Annotated in this window: 9 protein-coding genes; 2 read left to right on the forward strand and 7 right to left on the reverse strand. The window is 65.6% G+C overall.

The features are described 5' to 3' along the window. Positions 1-291: 291 nt before the first annotated feature. The 3 genes from F0185_RS09910 to F0185_RS09920 form a co-directional block, all read right to left on the reverse strand. On the reverse strand, positions 292-3,258 hold the full coding sequence (locus tag F0185_RS09910; protein WP_167223876.1) for a TonB-dependent receptor: 2,967 nt from the start codon (positions 3,256-3,258) through the stop codon (positions 292-294). A gap of 306 nt (positions 3,259-3,564) precedes the next feature. After that, complete coding sequence (locus F0185_RS09915; protein ID WP_167223878.1) at positions 3,565-4,785, reverse strand: DUF4861 family protein; 1,221 nt, start codon at positions 4,783-4,785, stop codon at positions 3,565-3,567. Positions 4,786-4,792: 7 nt separating this feature from the next. Next, positions 4,793-6,199, reverse strand: coding sequence for a glycoside hydrolase family 88/105 protein (locus F0185_RS09920; protein WP_370663994.1), 1,407 nt, complete (start codon positions 6,197-6,199; stop codon positions 4,793-4,795). 329 nt (positions 6,200-6,528) lie between these two features. Here F0185_RS09920 and F0185_RS09925 point away from each other — a divergent pair, with 329 nt between their 5' ends. Together F0185_RS09925 and F0185_RS09930 are read left to right on the forward strand one after the other, a co-directional pair. After that, entirely contained in the window at positions 6,529-7,479 is a 951-nt protein-coding gene (locus F0185_RS09925) for an alpha/beta hydrolase (RefSeq protein WP_229476873.1), read from the forward strand. Beyond that, positions 7,476-9,083 carry a glycoside hydrolase family 43 protein gene (locus F0185_RS09930; RefSeq protein WP_167223882.1) on the forward strand — a complete coding sequence of 536 codons (1,608 nt, stop codon included), beginning with the start codon at positions 7,476-7,478 and terminating at the stop codon, positions 9,081-9,083. Before F0185_RS09925 ends, F0185_RS09930 begins: the two co-directional genes overlap by 4 nt. Before the next feature lie 56 nt (positions 9,084-9,139). Here the strand turns inward: F0185_RS09930 and F0185_RS09935 are convergent, their stop codons facing one another. From F0185_RS09935 to F0185_RS09950, 4 genes are all read right to left on the reverse strand, one after another. Beyond that, on the reverse strand, positions 9,140-9,346 hold the full coding sequence (locus tag F0185_RS09935; protein WP_167223884.1) for a hypothetical protein: 207 nt from the start codon (positions 9,344-9,346) through the stop codon (positions 9,140-9,142). A 70-nt stretch (positions 9,347-9,416) separates the two neighbouring features. After that, on the reverse strand, positions 9,417-11,681 hold the full coding sequence (locus F0185_RS09940) for a pectinesterase family protein (RefSeq protein ID WP_167223886.1): 2,265 nt from the start codon (positions 11,679-11,681) through the stop codon (positions 9,417-9,419). 361 nt (positions 11,682-12,042) lie between these two features. Further along, a complete protein-coding gene (locus F0185_RS09945) occupies positions 12,043-12,846 on the reverse strand; it encodes a rhamnogalacturonan acetylesterase (protein ID WP_167223888.1) in 804 nt (267 codons plus the stop codon). After that, positions 12,846-15,665 carry a TonB-dependent receptor domain-containing protein gene (locus tag F0185_RS09950; protein WP_167223890.1) on the reverse strand — a complete coding sequence of 940 codons (2,820 nt, stop codon included), beginning with the start codon at positions 15,663-15,665 and terminating at the stop codon, positions 12,846-12,848. The genes F0185_RS09945 and F0185_RS09950 overlap by 1 nt, the downstream gene beginning before the upstream one ends. Between the last annotated feature and the right edge of the window lie 24 nt (positions 15,666-15,689).

A 15,689-nucleotide genomic window follows, 5' to 3' on the forward strand; every position in this document is an offset into this window, starting at 1 on the left:
TCAGAGCTTTAACTAGCAATTAGTTACTGAAGCAACTGAGGTGCCGGAAAAAGTGGCAGAACGCTGGGGCAATATCGGCAGGAACTGTGTTGAGTCGCCTGAACCGTCGTAAAAAGCAGACAAATCGCTCTGGGTAAACTTTTTTGTTGCTAGTTAAAGCTCTGACCCCGGTGGGGGGGCGTTGCTTGGTGGATATTAATTGCTAATCAGAGGTCAGACCCCGGTTGAATAGCGACGGGCGTCAGTTCATCCTTTCGGTGAGATGACGCCCGACGCTCTGGCCGCTTGCGGTCAGAACTTGTAACGCAGCCCGGCCAGTACTTCGCGTCCGGTGACGTTGTTGACCACCACGCTGTTGCGGGCGCGGCTGGCGAACTGGTCGTTCTCCTCGTTGGTCAGGTTCACGCCTTCCAGGGTCAGTTCGAGCTTCTCGTTGACCTTGTACGAGAACGACAGGTCGACGTTGAAGGTCTTGTTCTTGCCCTCGACATCGTTGTTGTTCTGGCCCGGCACGCGCGTGACGAAACCGGAACGCTGCGAGGTCGATACCCGTGCGCTGAGCTTGCCGTCATCGTAGTACAGGGTGGCGTTCCACGATGTCGGCGACAGATTCAAGAGGTCGTCGGTCACGGTCTGGTTGCTGGACGGCGAGACCACGTACTCCATCTTCGACTTGACGTAGGTGTAGTTCAACAAGCTGCCGAAGTTGCGGCCCCAGCCCGGCAGGAAGGTGAACGGTTGCTGGTAGTTCAGTTCCAGCCCGCGCAGCTTGCCGCCTTCGGTGTTGATCGGGGCGGTGAACTGGAAGATTTCGTCGCCCGTGAAGTTGGTCGGCAGCAGCGCCAGCGGCAGGCCGGTATCCTTGAATTTCACATCGTTGCGGATGCTCTGGATATATGTGGCGATGTTTTTCTGGAACAGGCCGACGCCGATAAACGCGTTCTTGTCGAAGTACCATTCGAAGCTGGTGTCGAAGGCCTTGGCGCGGAACGGTTTGAGCATCGGGTTGCCGCTGGTGATCGACAGGGTGCCGGTGGTGGCCACGCTGCCGCCCGGGGTCAGGTTGGCCAGCTGCGGCCGCGACATCACCTTGGCGGCGGCCGCGCGCACGATGAAGTTCTTGGTGATGTTGGCGGCGATGTTGAACGATGGCAGCACGTCGTGGTAGTCATTGTCGACCGTGACCGCGGTGCCGTTGCCGACGGCCTGGTAGCCGGTCGAACTCTGCTGCGTCTCGACATAGCGTACGCCCAGGTTGCCGCGCAGCGGAATGCCGCCCAGCTCGCTCGTGAACTCGCCCATCAGGAACAGGCCGTTGTCTTCTTCGCTGACCGAGCGGTTGTTGCCGCGCGCATTGGCGTTGGTGGTCGACGACAGGGTGAAGTCGCCGGGGCCGCCGGCCGGGCCGCTCTTGATGCAATTGCAGTAGATGTCGTAGGCCTGGGCGATGGCGTTCATGTTGGGCAAAACCCAGCCGCTTGGGGTGCCGGCCGGCATGCCGAGACCGTTGCCGAAGCCCGTGATCTGGGTGCTCAGGCTGGCCGCCGGGACGCCCGCCGCCGGGGCGAAGATGGTGTCGCCCTGGTTCACGCGGCGGAATTCGTAGGAATCGAAGGCGAACTTTTTATAGTCGGCGCCGGCTTTCAGGGTGAATTTGTCGGGCACCACGTCCCAGGCGAAGTCGACGTGGCCGACATCGTTGCGGTTGTTGGCGCCTTGCGGACGCATGCGGATTTCGCTCGGGCTGGTGTTGACGATGCTCGATGGCTGGGCGCCGCTGGCGACCTGCGGCACGCCGACGATGCCGAGCGCGCCGCCCGGCTGGTTCACATTGAACGGGTAGCTGATCGCCGGCAGGCGGTCGTTGCCGCGAAAATCGATGCTGTAGCCGTTGACGTTGAGGGCGTCGAGCGTGGTGGTGGTCTGGATCGGGTTGCGGAACTTGGAGGTGGCGCGGCCGACCCGGGCATTGAGGCGCATGCGCTCGTTCAGTTCGTGCTCGAACGTCAGGGTCGGCTGGGTGAAGGTGGTGTTCAGTTCGTCGTAGCGCGATTCGGCGCGGATGTCGACGCCGTTGTAGGTGCCGTACAGCAGGGCGCCGTTCGGTGCGTAGGCGGTGTCGACGACGCTGGTCTGCGGCTTGCCGCCCTGGGTCGCGCCGCGGCTGAACGAGGTCGCCTGCAAGAAGTCTTCCTGGCGCGTGGCGTCGAGCTTGGAGTAGAGCATGTCGAGCGTCAGGCGGGTGCCGGCGGCCGGACGCCATTGGACCGAGGCGGTCAGGCCGAGGCGGTCCTGGTCGTGGGTCAGGCGGCCGTAGCGCGGAATGCGCGGGGCGAAGTTGTTGGCGCTGCTGGCAGCGTTGTAGGCGGCCACGGCGCCGGGGCTGTTCGGCAGGCGCGCCACGCCCTGGGCGGCCGGGCCGCAGGTGGTGGCGCTGGAGTTGGCCGGGTTGGCGGCGAGCCCCATCGGCGCGCACCAGCCGCCCGAGGAGGGGCCGTTATCCCAGCGCACGGTACTGAAGCCTTCTTCGACCACCTGGCGCTTGGAGTAGGCGCCCGAGACCAGCACGCCGAGCTTGCGGTCGGCGAAGGTGTTCGAGACCAAAAAGGCGACGCGCGGGTCGGTCTTTTCGGACAGGTCGTTGTAGCGGCCCTTGAGCATGACGGTGGCGTTGAAGCCTTTCAGGTCGAACGGGCGCATGGTTTGCAGGTCGACCGTGGCGCCGAGCGAGCCTTCGTCGACGTCGGCCGAGGAGCTTTTGCGCACCGTGAGGGAACTGAACAGTTCGGCGGCGAAGACGTTAAAGTCGAAGCCGCGCGAGCGGTTGGCGCCGCCGGAACTGTCGGTGCCGCCGGTGGTGGCCAGGCCTTCGACGCCGTTGATGCGCACGCGGGTGAAATCCTGGCCCAGGCCGCGCACGGTGATGTTGCGCCCTTCGCCGGCGTCGCGGTCGATGACCACGCCGGGGACGCGTTGCAGGGACTCGGCCAGGTTGGTGTCCGGGAACTTGCCCATGTCTTCGGACTTGATGACGTCGACGATGCCGAAGTCTTCCCTTTTCTTGTTGAGGGCGCTCTCCAGGGAAGCGCGCAAGCCGGTGACGACGACGGTTTGGGCTTGCTGGTCGGCTGCGGGCGAGCTCGGTTGCGCGCTGGTCTGGGCGTAAGCCCCGCTGATGGCCAGGGCTGTGACGGATGTGCTGCCCACGAGGCGCACGGCGAATTTGCCGAGCGCGCGGGTCTGGTCGGTGATGCGCATGCTGCTGTCTCCTATCGTTATTAGAATACAGCCGGATGCCGCGCGGTCTTGCTGCCGCTGATCCAACAACCGGCCGGGTTACCGCGCGCCGATTTCACCGTCATTCCCGCGCAGGCTGGAATCCAAGTTTTCGCTTGCCAAGCGAAGGGCCTTGGATTCCCGCCTGCGCGGGAATGACGGATTCCCCCGTGGCGCCTGGCTTGTTGCTGCCAGTTTATTAAGCGGTTGACCAATTCTAGGCCGGTTTACATCTTTGCACAATTGGTCAGGCCACAATCTTTTTATGGTCAGGCCGCTTTGTGGTTTTTATGGCGTGGTGGCCACGCTCACGGTCACCGGATTCGCGTCGCGCGCAGCCGCCGCGACGAGGTAGCGTTCCCAGTCCTGGCCGCTGAGGATGTCGCCCGAGCGGCTCCACGCCGCCCCCGCGTAGTAGCGCAGCGGCGTGCCGCTGGCCGCCGGCGCCAGCACCAGGTGGTTCAGCGCATCCGCGCCAAAGCCGGTCGCCGACGGCAGGATGACCGCCGTGCCCATGGCGCCGTTGCTGGCCTGTTCGACCCATTGCATCAGGATGCCGGGCGCCTTGTTGCCGATTTTGATGTCGGGCACCTGCCCCTTGTCGGTGGGGGTCTTGTTCAAGCCCACGCCGACTTCGATGCCCGCCTTGCCGGCGAAGGTGAAGGTGCTGTCGATGCGGTCCAGGTAGTGGCCGGCGTCGACCGTGAAGCGCTTGACCTCGGACACCGGCGTGCCGCCAGCATCCCAGCTGTCGTAGCTGAGCTCGAAGATGGCGCGCACCGGGCCGTTGGCCAGCACTTTCCAGCCCGTGAAGTTGTTGCCGGTGTAGAGAAGCTTGCCATCCCACACCCCGGTGCCGCCGGCGCCGCGCGTCTTGCCGACGTTGTACATGTCCATGCCTTCGCCTTCATCCTTGTGATAATGGTCGTGGCCCTTGTTGTACCAGCGATCGACGATCGGATACGGCACCCGCTTGAACCAGATATCGAGTCCGCTGGTCACCAGCACTTCCTTGGCGCCGCCCGCCGGGACCGGCGCGCCCAGGGCCGGGCCGTAGGTGCGGTGCGCGAGCTTGTCGTTTTCCCAGGCGAAGTCGTCGAGCCGCTCCGGCACGAAGCGCGCAAACGCTTTTACCGGGAACGGCGGCGCCACGGTGTCGATTTTCTCGACCGTGAAGATGGCGCGTTTTTCGCCGGCCGCAAAATTGTGCTGGAAAATCAGCTCGCCGTAGGCGATGCCGACGTTCTTCGGGTCCTTGGCCAGCGGCGCGATATTCGTTACCTGGTAGGGCAGCACGCGGCCGGCGGCATCCTTGACGGCGATGCGCTGGATCAGCGCGCCGGGCAGGGCGCGGTTGATCTCGCTCCACGGCAGCACGATGGTTTCCGACGGCCGCGCGATGTCGAGCCCATGGCTGACCGTGATGGTGGCGGCCGGGCCGGCCTGCGCCAGCGGGCAAGCTCCCGCGGCGGCCAGGGCGAGGAAGGAAAAGGCGAGTGATCTGGTCATGGCGTTCTCAATGATGTTCGCGGTAGTTGGTCTGGCCGGCGCCCTTGGGCATGTAGTGATAGGTGCGCACCTTGTGCTGGACTTCGATGTTGGGGTTGTTGATCAGCTTGATCATCTCGGCGCCGGCCAGCAGGGTCGGGCCGTAGCCGTGCAGCGCGAACGGGCTGGTCGGGCGGTTGTAGTAATACACCTGGTCGCTGGCAAACGTGGTGCCGACGCAGGTGCCCTCGACCTGGCCCTTGTCGTTGATGCGGGTCGACAAACCGGCCCAGCCGGCCTGGGCGATGGAGCCGTAGGTCGTCGGGCTGATCCAGCCTTGGTTGATGGCGTGCGCAAACACGTAGACGAACATCGCGCTGGCCGAGGTTTCGAGATAGGAATCGTTACGGTCGAGCATCTGGTGCCACAGGCCGCTGCCGGACTGGCGCTCGCCGATGCTCGTCAATGTGGTGCGCAACTGCGCCAGCACCTGCGGATAGCCGGGATGGTCCTTCGGCAGCACGTCGAGCAGGTCGGACATGCTCATCACCGCCCAGCCGTTGGCGCGCGCCCAGTAAAAGTTCGGGGCGTCGGGGTTGTTGGCGTTCCAGCCGTGGGTGTACAGCCTGGCCTGCTTGTTGAACAGGTAGCCCGACATCTGCAGCACGTTCTTGACGGCATCGTCAAAATGGGCGCGCTTGCCGGTCATGCGGCCCAGTTCGGCCAGGGCGGGCACCGACATGTACAGGTCGTCGGCCCACAGCGACACCGCCTGCGGGCGCTCGCGCGCCATGGTGCCGTCCGGCAGGCGGAACTGCTTGTTGACCACCCAGTCGCCGCAGGTGGCGATGACGTGCGACAGGTCCGGGCCGATTTTCAGGGCGCGCGCGCGCATCATGGCGGCGCACATGGAGCCGGCGTCGTCGAGCGCGCGCGGGTCGAGGAAGCGCGAAAAGCTGTTGGCGCGTTCGAGCTTGAATTGCTTTTCCTGGGCCTGGAAGTAGGGCAGTTTGTCGGCGAAGAAATTGAAATGGCGGGCGGTCAGGTCGGTGAAGCGCTTGTCGCCGGTCACTTCCTGGGCCTTGATCATGCCGGCATGCACCACGCCCATTTCGTAGACCATGATGCCCATGTCGGCATGGCTCGCTTCGGTGATGGCGTTGGCGTTCGGTTTGCTGAAGTCGGTAATCGGCGCGCCGGTCTTTTTGTCGACCACGCGGGTGGGGGTGGCCGTTTCCATGAAGCCGCGGATGCGGTGCAGGGCGGCGGTGATTTCGGCCACGACGGGCTTCTTGTATGGGACCGGATAGCTGCCTTCGCCCGGGTCGTTCAGGTTCTTGTTGTCCGGATTGCGGAATGGGCCGTCGGCGTACGCCGGGCTGCCCATGCAGGCCACCGTGGCGATGGCGGCAAACAGTTTAAGTGCTGTATTCACATTGTCCCCTGTTATTGGTGATGATTTTTTAAGCGCTATTTGGTCAGGCCATTCTAGTTTGGTCAGGCCAAATGTGCAAGGCGGACTAGCCACTTGTGTCAGCCCATGGCATACTTTATCGACACGTGGATGAACTGGGAAGGTCGGCGATGGGGAATGCTGTTCAAGGCTGGGGCGCCGTATTTACCGGGCTGCTGTTGGCGGGGTGCGTCGCTGGATCTGGCCCCCATACCGAAGACCGTCATTCCCGCGACGGCGGGAATCCAAGGCATGTTTGCGGCTCGACGATACCTTCGATTCCCGCCGTCGCGGGAATGACGGATAAGAGGATGGTGACCGAACAAGCTGCCAGCGCCGCCGCGCCCTACAACGCGGCGACCTCCTACGCCAAGCTGGTCAAGGCCTATCCCTTCATCAAGATCGCCGGCACGCACACCAGCGCGGAGACGAGCACGATCGGCGGCATCGGGTATGCCCGGCGCGGCGCGCACCTGCTGCAACTGGACCTGTACCTGCCCGCCCAAGCGAGGCGCAATCAAGCACCGCTGGCGGCGGTGGTCCTGGTGCACGGCGGCGGCTGGCGTTCCGGCGAGCGCGCCAACATGGCGCCGCTGGCCGCGCGCCTTGCCGCGCGCGGCATCGCCGCCGCCGTGATCGACTACCGCCTGGCCGATGAAGCGCGCTACCCGGCCGCCATCCACGACGTCAAGGCCGCGCTGCGCTGGCTGCGCGCCAACAGCGCCGCTCACGGCATCGACCCGCAACGCATCGCGGTGGCCGGCGGCTCGGCCGGCGGGCAAATCGCCAGCCTGGCCGGCGTCACCAACGGCATGCCGACATTCGATCCCGACGCCGCCGGCAACGCCGTATCGAGCGCGGCGCAGGCGGTCATCAACATCGACGGCCTGTCCGATTTTACTTCTCCGGCCGCGCGCGCCAACGAAGACGATCCGCACAAAAAGCCATCGGCTGCGGGCTTCTGGTTCGGCGGCGGCTACGCCGAAGCGGCCGACCTGTGGCGCGAAGCCTCGCCCACCTTCTACGTCAACCCGCGCACGCCGCCGATGCTGTTCATCGGCAGCGCGCAGCCGCGCTTTGCGGTCGGGCGCGACGACATGGTTGCCAAAATGACAGCGGCCGGTGTCGCCACCGAAGTCGTCATGCTGCCCGATACACCCCATTCCTTCTGGCTGTTCGAGCCATGGATCGACCCCACGGCCGACGCGATCGCCGCCTTCCTGCATACCCACATTCCAACAACAACGAGACAAGCTCCATGACCACAACGACTCTATTGCACCGGGCCGCGCTCCTGATCCTGCCGCTGGCGCTTGGCGCCTGCCAGGGCACGCCGACCGCCCCGCAGCAACCATGGACGGCCGACCTGGGCAACGGCCAGTACCAGAACCCGATCCTGCACGCCGACTATTCCGACCCGGATGCGATCCGCGTCGGCGACACCTATTACATGACCGCGTCGAGCTTCAGCAACACCCCCGGCCTGCCGCTGCTGCAATCGACAGACATGGTCAACTGGGAACTGGTCGGCCACGCGCTGCCCAGGCTGGTGCCGGAAAACGTCTTCGCCACGCCGCAGCCGGGCAAGGGCGTGTGGGCGCCGTGCCTGCGTTTTCATGACGGTAAATTCTGGATTTTTTATCCCGACCCGGACTTCGGCATCTACGTCATGACCGCCGCCAGTTTCGACGGACCGTGGACGGCGCCGCACCTGCTGGCCGGCGGCAAGGGCTTGATCGATCCGACGCCGCTGTGGGACGACGACGGCAAGGCGTACCTGCTGCACGGCTGGGCCAAGAGCCGCGCCGGTTTCAATAACGTGCTGACCCTGCGCGGCATGGCGCCGGACGGGCGCAGCCTGCTCGACACCAGCGGCCAGGTCATCATCGACGGCAACAAGCTACCCAATTACAAGACGCTGGAAGGGCCGAAGTTCTACAAGAAGGATGGCTACTATTATGTCTTCGCGCCGGCGGGCGGAGTGGAGGAAGGCTGGCAGTCGGTATTCCGTTCGCGCAGTATCAACGGGCCGTACCAAGACAAGATCGTCATGGCGCAGGGCAAGTCCGGCATCAACGGTCCGCACCAGGGCGCGTGGGTGACGGCGCAGGATGGCAGCGACTGGTTCTTCCACTTCCAGGACAAGCGCGCGTACGGGCGCGTGGTGCACCTGCAGCCGATGCGCTGGAAGGATGGCTGGCCGCTGATCGGCGAGGAAGTCGACGCCAGCGGCGTGGGCCAGCCGTTTGTACGGCACGCCAAGCCGCTGTCGGCCGGGCCGGTGCGGGTGCCGCCGACGGGGGACGAGTTCTCCAGCGCGGCGCTGGGGCCGCAATGGCAGTGGAGCGCGAACGGCAGTCCGCAGTGGACTTCGCTGGCCGCCAGGCCCGGCCAGTTGCGCCTGCAAGCGCAGCCGGGGACCAATCTGCGCGAGATGGCGTCGGTGCTGACGCAGAAACTGCCGGCGCCGGCGTTCACGGTCGACACGCGGATCGCACTGTCGGCCACGCAGGAGGGAGATCGCGCCGGGTTGGTGCTGCTGGGGATGAAGTATGCGTGGCTGGGATTGCGGCGCGCGGGGACAGCATCGCAGTTGGTGCTGGGGGTGTGCGAAGGCAATGAAAATACGTGTACCGAGAAGGATCAGCTGGTGGTGCCGGTCGATGGAAATGCGGCGTACCTGCGCATGACGATGGCCGACGGCGTGGCGACTTTCTCGTACAGCGTGGATAACAGCCGTTTTGTAGAGGCGGGGCAGCCGTTCAAGGCCAGCATGGGGCGCTGGGTGGGGGCGCAGATGGGCTTATTCAGCGCCGGTGGCGCGCAGGCGCATGCGGATGTGGATTATTTCCGGGTCAGCAAATAGGAATGACACCGCGTCGTCCCCGGCAATGCCGGCGACGACGCGGTGGCGAGATGCGCTTAAAACGCCGGATCGTTCGCCGCCATGCGCGAACGGCGCCAGCGCCACACGTTGAAGGCGGTCAGCGCGGCGGGCACGCCGATCACGACCAGCCAGGCGCTGGCATCCATGTTGCGCGTGATGACCACGCCGGCGCCAAGGGCGAACGCGATCAGGCCGCGCAGCAGGATCCAGTTGAGCTGGGCTTTTGAGTTCATTTTTTGCATGTGTCGAAGTTCGATCAAGAGGGATGCCGCAGGCGGCTGTAACAGCCCGCTAGCGTATCACGAACGCCGTTCAGGGCGTCGCTTGCCCCGCTTCCGGGTCCCATCCCCGGCCGCCATCGAAGCCGGAAAACACCGCCGCCCGGCTCGAGAGCGCGGCCGCTTCCTGCGCGCTGAGAACCACGCCACCGGCGCGTTGCGACAGGTCCAGCGGCTTGCCGTCCAGGTCCATGCTGCCGGATTCGCGCCAGCCGCTGTGCGCTGTCGCGCTGGCCGGATTGGGCGCCGGCTCGCGCGTCGCATAGCGCGTCGCATCGCGCTGCACGTCGTTTCCGGCCCAGCCGACCGGGGCGATATGCTCGCCCATCTTGCAATTGATGTAGGCCACGTTATCCCAGGTGGCCTTTGTACCCGGGCTGCGCGCCAGGTAAGTGGCGCCGCGCGCAATCTTGTTGGCCAGCGGACCCGGTCCCGGCCCATGGGTCAGCGCGCTGTTGAGGAACACGAAGCCGGGGTCAAGCGCGCTCACCGTGCGCGCCTGCACCACATAGCCGCCGCTGGACGGGTTGGCGCTGTCGCCGACCGAGCGCAGTTCGCTTTCTTCGAACAGGGCTGCGCGGTTGGCGCCCCAGATGAAGTCGACGTTGCCTTCGATGAGCGTGCGGTAGAACCAGGAATACCCTTTGACCTGGATCGTATCCTGCTCGCTGAAAAAGCTGGCGTTGCGCGCGATCAGGCGGCCGCTGTCGTTGTTGAAGTAGATGGTTTCGGCCTGGCCGGCCACCTTGTCGGCGCGCAGGGTCGTGTTTTTCAGGGTCAGCGTGTCGAGCGTGAGCAGGTCGGACGTTTCGACCATCAGCAGCGCGCGCCCGCCCGTGAACGATGGCGACTGCGGGCCTTGGCTGAGGCCCGAACCGGGGTTGTAGCCATCGTTGTTGCCATTGTGGATGACGACGCCGTCGCGGCTTTCGCCCTTGATGGTCAGCTTGTCCTTGCCCCGGATGAACAGCATCTCGTCGTAGCGGCCGTTGCGGACGTCGATCGTGACCGGCGTGGCCTGGCCGGCATGCCGCATCGCGTGGTTCAGCGCGCCCTGCACGGTGCGGAAATCGGCCGGGCCGTCATCGTCCACGCTGAGCCGGGTGCCGGATGGCGCGCTGGCGCGGGTGCGAAAGGTCCATCCGGCGGCGCGGCCGACACCGGCAAACGGCGCGCCCTTGATCGTCGCGTTCCCGAACACGCCCGGCTCGATCACCACGTAGTAGGCGCCGCCGTAGGCGAGGCGGTTGGCGTGCGGGCGCACGGTGGCGCTGTTGCCGTCGATGCTGATCGGCGCGCGGCGCACGTAGCGCATCTGGTCCTGGCCGGGGTAACCGATGGCCGCCACTTCAGCGCCGGGACGGATGATATCGACCAGCTTGTGGTCGCCCTGGCGGTAGATGCGCACCGAACCGGTGCTGCCGAGGCGAGGCGGCTGGTCGAAGCGAAGGCGCAGCAGGGTGTCGGGCTGGACCGCATCGGCGCGCGCGGGCGGGGAGATGGCGCCGTCGAGGTCGATCCGGTACGCGGCCGGTGGCGCGAAGGCGGACGCGATGCGCGCGTCGATGATGCTCTGTACGCTCGGATCGGCGACGCTGGCGACGATCAGGCTGGCGCTGCCGGTTTTTTTTGGCGTGACGACGATGCCGCTGCCGCGCACGCTGGCGCTGGCCACGGCCGGGTTGCTGGAACGGACGCTGAAACGCACCGGCGTGACGCCATCGCCGTCGAACGCGCTGATAGCCAAGGTCGATGGCGGATCGCCGGCCTGGGCCTGGAAGCTGCTGGCGGCGACGGCGGGCGCGATGCGCATGGGTTTCTGTGCCGGGTCGCCGATGCGGATAGCGTCTAGCTCGAAACCTTTGCCGCTGCTGTAGACGCCGAGCGCGCCGGGGATGGCCGAGCCGGGCACGGTGGCGGTGGTGAGTTTTTCGCCATTGAGGTAGACGCTGAGCGCCTCGCCGATCATCTCGAAGCGGACGGTGAGAAAGCGGCCTGCGCTGGGGATGGTGCGTTTGACCTGTTTCAGGCGGCCGAGTTTGGCGTCCTGCTGGCGCACGATGTCGGCCTGGACGGTGGGGCTGGCATCGCTCATCTGCAGTCCAGCGCCGAGCCAGTGATTAGCGTCGACATGACGGCCGACCAAGTACAACTGGCCAGGAGGGCCGGGCGGGCCAGGCAAGGCGCGCACGCGTGCCTCGACAAAATAGTCGGTGGCGTGCGCTACCTGGGTGAACAGCGTGCGCACCGCGCCCGGCCCCTGGTCGAGACGAAGCGCCTTGGGCGCTGTTGCCGCCATCTTCAGCAAACCGGGGTCTGACCTCTGATTCGAAATATTGCTAATTAAAGCTCTGACCCCGGTTGTAGGCGGTTTTACCTGTGTTTCAGCCATTGTGGCAGTTGGCAGCAGCATGGCGAGGAGCAGAGGGGAGGTCAGACGCTGGGACATGGCTCGGGACTCAGAGTGAAAAGGGATACGCGACATTTGCATCCACACCGGGGTCTGACCTCTGATTCGAAATATTTCGAATCAGAGGTCAGACCCCGGTTGTATCAGGGCAGAGCCTGGTTGTAGGAATGTTGAACCTGGCTCATCCCCACCGGGGTCAGAGCTTTAACTTGAAACATTTCTAATTAAAGCTCTGACCCCGGTTGTAGGCTTATGGCTCGGGGGCGAGGGCGGGGCGCAGGGCGGGAATCTGGCGCCGCAGTTCGCGCGCGACCATGCCGGAAAACAGGGCCGCACCCTTCGCGCCGACGTGGGTGCGGTCGAAGCTGGTTTTTGGCGTTCCTTGCGGTTCGACCGCCGCAGCCGACCCCGCCGCCACGGGCGCCGCAGCCGGGTCCGGCGGCGGCGCTTGCGCCAGGGTGTCGGCTTGGTTTGACCCCATCGCTTGCACGGCGTCGGCGCTGATCTTGTTCAGGTCGACGAGCAATGTGCCAGTCTCTTTCGCCACGCGCCGCACTTCGGATGCCCACGGACCGAGGTCGTCGCGCAAATATGCACCCTTGAAGCTGCGCCGCGTCAGCGGCGTGACCAGCACCGGCACGCCACCGAGCGCGCGCGCTTCGCTGACGTATCGCGCGATGTTTTGCGGGAACTGGGTCACCAGGTCGGTCGAGCGCCCCGGTTTGCCCGGCTGGTCGTTGTGGCCGAACTGGATCAGCACGTAGCTGGCGCTGTACGCCGCGCCGTCGCGCAGCAGCGCTTGCACCTCGTCCCAGCGCCCCTCGGCGCGAAAGCTGCCGGAGCTGCGTCCGCCACGCGCCAGGTTGACGCAGGCCGCGCCGGCGCGCAGGCGCTGGCACAGGGCGTCGCCGTAGCCGGAGCGGGTCGCCATGGTCGAGTCGCCGACCAGGATGAGGCGCGCCGGCCTAGCCGCTTCTGCGGCCGCATGCGCGGGCGCGGCGGCCGCCAGTGCCAGGCCAGCGGCCGCTATCAGGGAAGGAAATGGCGTCATCATCAGAAGGTGTAGTTCACGCGTACGTTGTAGGCGCGGCCGATCGGCTTGGCGATGTTTTGCGCGAAGACCACGCGCGAACTGAGGCGCTGGTTCGACAGCGGCGGGTCGACATCGAGCAGGTTGTTCACGCCAAACGTGAACTTGAGCCGCTTGTTCCAGGCGTAGTTGGCGGTCAGGTTGTACAGGATGTAGGGCTCGATTTCGTTGTAGAAGGGCTGGCCCGGTTTCTGGCTCGGCAAGGCGTTGGTGTCGATGTAGCTCGAGGTGTAGGACTGCGTCAGCTGGGTGCCGAAGCCGCCCCGGCTCCACGACAGGCGCAGGTTGTGCTTCCACTTGAAGACGTAGGTGTTGGCGGAGGTGGCGCCGGTCGAGAGCGCGCCGGGTTTGCCGACGCTGTCGATCCAGTCGCCGCCTTCTTCGTTCTGGCCTTCGTATTTGTTGACGTAGGTGCCGTCGAAGGACATGCCGAAGCGCCCCATGCTGGCGGTCGGGAGGGTGTAGCTCAGGCTGGCGTCGATGCCCTGGGTGCGCAGGCCGCCCATGTTCAGGCGCGTCTTGGTGATGTAGGCCAGGGTGCCGTCGGCATTGCGTACGAACAGATTGTTGTATTTGTTGACGTCGCCGAAGATCGTGTCTTCTGAAATCTGCGCGATCGTGCCTGTCATCTCGACGTTCCAGAAGTCGAGCGAGGCAACCAGGTTCTTGACCGGTTCGATGACGATGCCGGCGGTGAAGGTCTTGGATTTTTCCGGTTCGAGGTCGGGATTGGCGCCGGTCAGCACGGTCAGGGTGCTGCCGCAGACCTTGGCGGCGTCCAGGTTCAGGCCCGCGTATTTCGGGTCGGCGGTGAGGGTGCCGGTGCCGCTCACGCCGGGCGTGCCGCTCGGGCACAGCAGCGGGTCATCCCACTTGGAGGTGGATGGCACGCGCGTTTGCGGGGTGCCGTACAGCTCGGGCAGGGTCGGGGCGCGAAAACCCGTGCTGGCGGTGGCGCGCAGCATCAGGGCCATGGATGGCTCGTAGCGCACGCTGGCCTTGGGGTTGAAGGTGGTGCCGAAGTCGCTGAAGCGGTCGGCGCGCACGGCCAGGTTCAGGTTGAGCTGCTTGGTGAACGGCGCGTCCAGTTCCAGGTAGGTGCCGAGCACGGTGCGCGCGCCATGCGGGTAGCGGTTGGGCGTGCCGGAGACTTTGTAGACCACCGCGTCGCCAATGTCGCCGGAGGCGTCACGGTAGGTTTCGCGGTGCAGGTCGGCGCCGACGGCGAGCGCCAGCGCGCCGCCGCCCAGGGTCGTCAGTTCGCGGTTCAGGGTCAGGTCGGGGCCGTAGTAGTGGACTTCGGCGCGACGGTTGACCAGGCCGTCGGCGGAGATGCTTTCCAGGTAGGCCTGGCCGGCTGCGTCCTGCGGTCCGAAGGGGTTGAGCACGCCGTCGGCCACGCCCTTGTACAGCGCGGGCGTGCGCAGGTAGCCGCTCAGGAATTTGACGGTGCGCTTGCTGTAGGCGTAGTTAAAGCCGGCCTTGTAGTCCCAGCCCTTGAACTGGCCTTCTTCGGTGAGCACCAGGCGGTGGCTGTTCTGGCGGTCGTCGGTGATGGCCGGGCCGAGTTCGTCAAGGCTCCAGGTGAGCGCGAGGTCGGTGCCGTTCAGGCCGGCCACGGCGGGCACGCCGCCCGCACCTCCTGGATACCATTTGCTGGCCTTGGTGATCATCAGCGGTTTGCGCAGGCCGGGGTTGAGCTTGTCGTAGTCGGTCTGGGCGCCGAATGGCTGCGGCGGATTGAGGGCGTCGATGTAGGATTCGGAACTGAGCAGCTCGACCGTGAGCATGTTGCCGTCGCCATGGCGCAGGCTGCCCTTGGTCAGCAGGGTGGTTTGCTTGTTGTCGGCCAGCAGTTGCGGATACAGGTTCGGGTCGAGCACGCAGGTCTTGCTGCCGGCGCCGCCCGGCTTGGTCGAGGCGATGGTGTACTGGCCCTGGTACGGGGCGACGCAGCCGGCGCCGAAATACGGGTTGCCGGTGACGCTGGTCGGCTTGCCGTTGGCGTAGACGGTGTAGTTGGCCGGCGCCGACGAGGAACCGGAGGTGTTGCTGGTAAACGCCGTGCCGCCGAGGCGGGCGATGTCGTCCGGGTCGCTGATGTTGGGGCGGTCGCGCTGCATCAGGGCGCTGCGTTTCTGGGTGTCGAAGGCGGCGTAGACGTTCCAGCCATCCTTGGCCAGGTCGCCGGTGCCGCTGGTCAGGCTGAAGCGGCGCTGCTCGCCGCCGCCGCTGCGTTCGGGCGCCATGACGCTGGCGCTGGCCGTGGTGTCGGCAATGGCCCGCTTGGTGATGAAGTTGACCACGCCGGCAATCGCATCGGTGCCGTAGATGGCCGAGGCGCCGTCGCGCAGCACTTCGACCCGTTCGATGGCGCTCATGGGAATGACGTCGACGTTGATCGCGCTGTCGCCAATGGCTTCGTTGGCCAGGCGGCGGCCGTTGAGCAGGAGCAGGGTGCGGTTGGTGTTCAGGCCGCGCATATTGATCATGGTGCCGCCGCCACCGCCGCCGACCGGTTCGTTGGTCGCGCCGGCGGTGAGCGAGGTGGCCACTTCGGACATCGTGGTCAGGCCGCGGTTGACCAGGTCGTCGGCCTTGATGGTGGTCAGGGGCAGGGCGTTTTCGCTGGCCAGGCGCTTGATGGAGGAACCGGTGACTTCGATCCGGGTCATGCCGCCGTCGCCCTGCTGGGCCGAGGCCTGGTTCATCAGGGTCAGGACCGCGATGGCGATGGAGGAAAGCAGTAGCTTCGGTTGCGGGAACCGGGGTGGTGTGGGCACGGCGTGTCTCCTGATTAGAATTGC

The organism is Massilia rubra (genome assembly GCF_011682065.1).
GTDB lineage: Bacteria > Pseudomonadota > Gammaproteobacteria > Burkholderiales > Burkholderiaceae_D > Telluria_A > Telluria_A rubra.

What these genes read in the sequence shown, in the direction of transcription:
- F0185_RS09915 (WP_167223878.1), bottom strand. Translation starts at nt 4,785, where the DNA reads ATGACCAGATCACTCGCCTTTTCCTTCCTCGCCCTGGCCGCCGCGGGA.
- F0185_RS09930 (WP_167223882.1), top strand. Translation starts at nt 7,476, where the DNA reads ATGACCACAACGACTCTATTGCACCGGGCCGCGCTCCTGATCCTGCCG.
- F0185_RS09925 (WP_229476873.1), top strand. Translation starts at nt 6,529, where the DNA reads ATGGTGACCGAACAAGCTGCCAGCGCCGCCGCGCCCTACAACGCGGCG.
- F0185_RS09940 (WP_167223886.1), bottom strand. Translation starts at nt 11,681, where the DNA reads ATGGCGGCAACAGCGCCCAAGGCGCTTCGTCTCGACCAGGGGCCGGGC.
- F0185_RS09945 (WP_167223888.1), bottom strand. Translation starts at nt 12,846, where the DNA reads ATGATGACGCCATTTCCTTCCCTGATAGCGGCCGCTGGCCTGGCACTG.
- F0185_RS09910 (WP_167223876.1), bottom strand. Translation starts at nt 3,258, where the DNA reads ATGCGCATCACCGACCAGACCCGCGCGCTCGGCAAATTCGCCGTGCGC.
- F0185_RS09935 (WP_167223884.1), bottom strand. Translation starts at nt 9,346, where the DNA reads ATGCAAAAAATGAACTCAAAAGCCCAGCTCAACTGGATCCTGCTGCGC.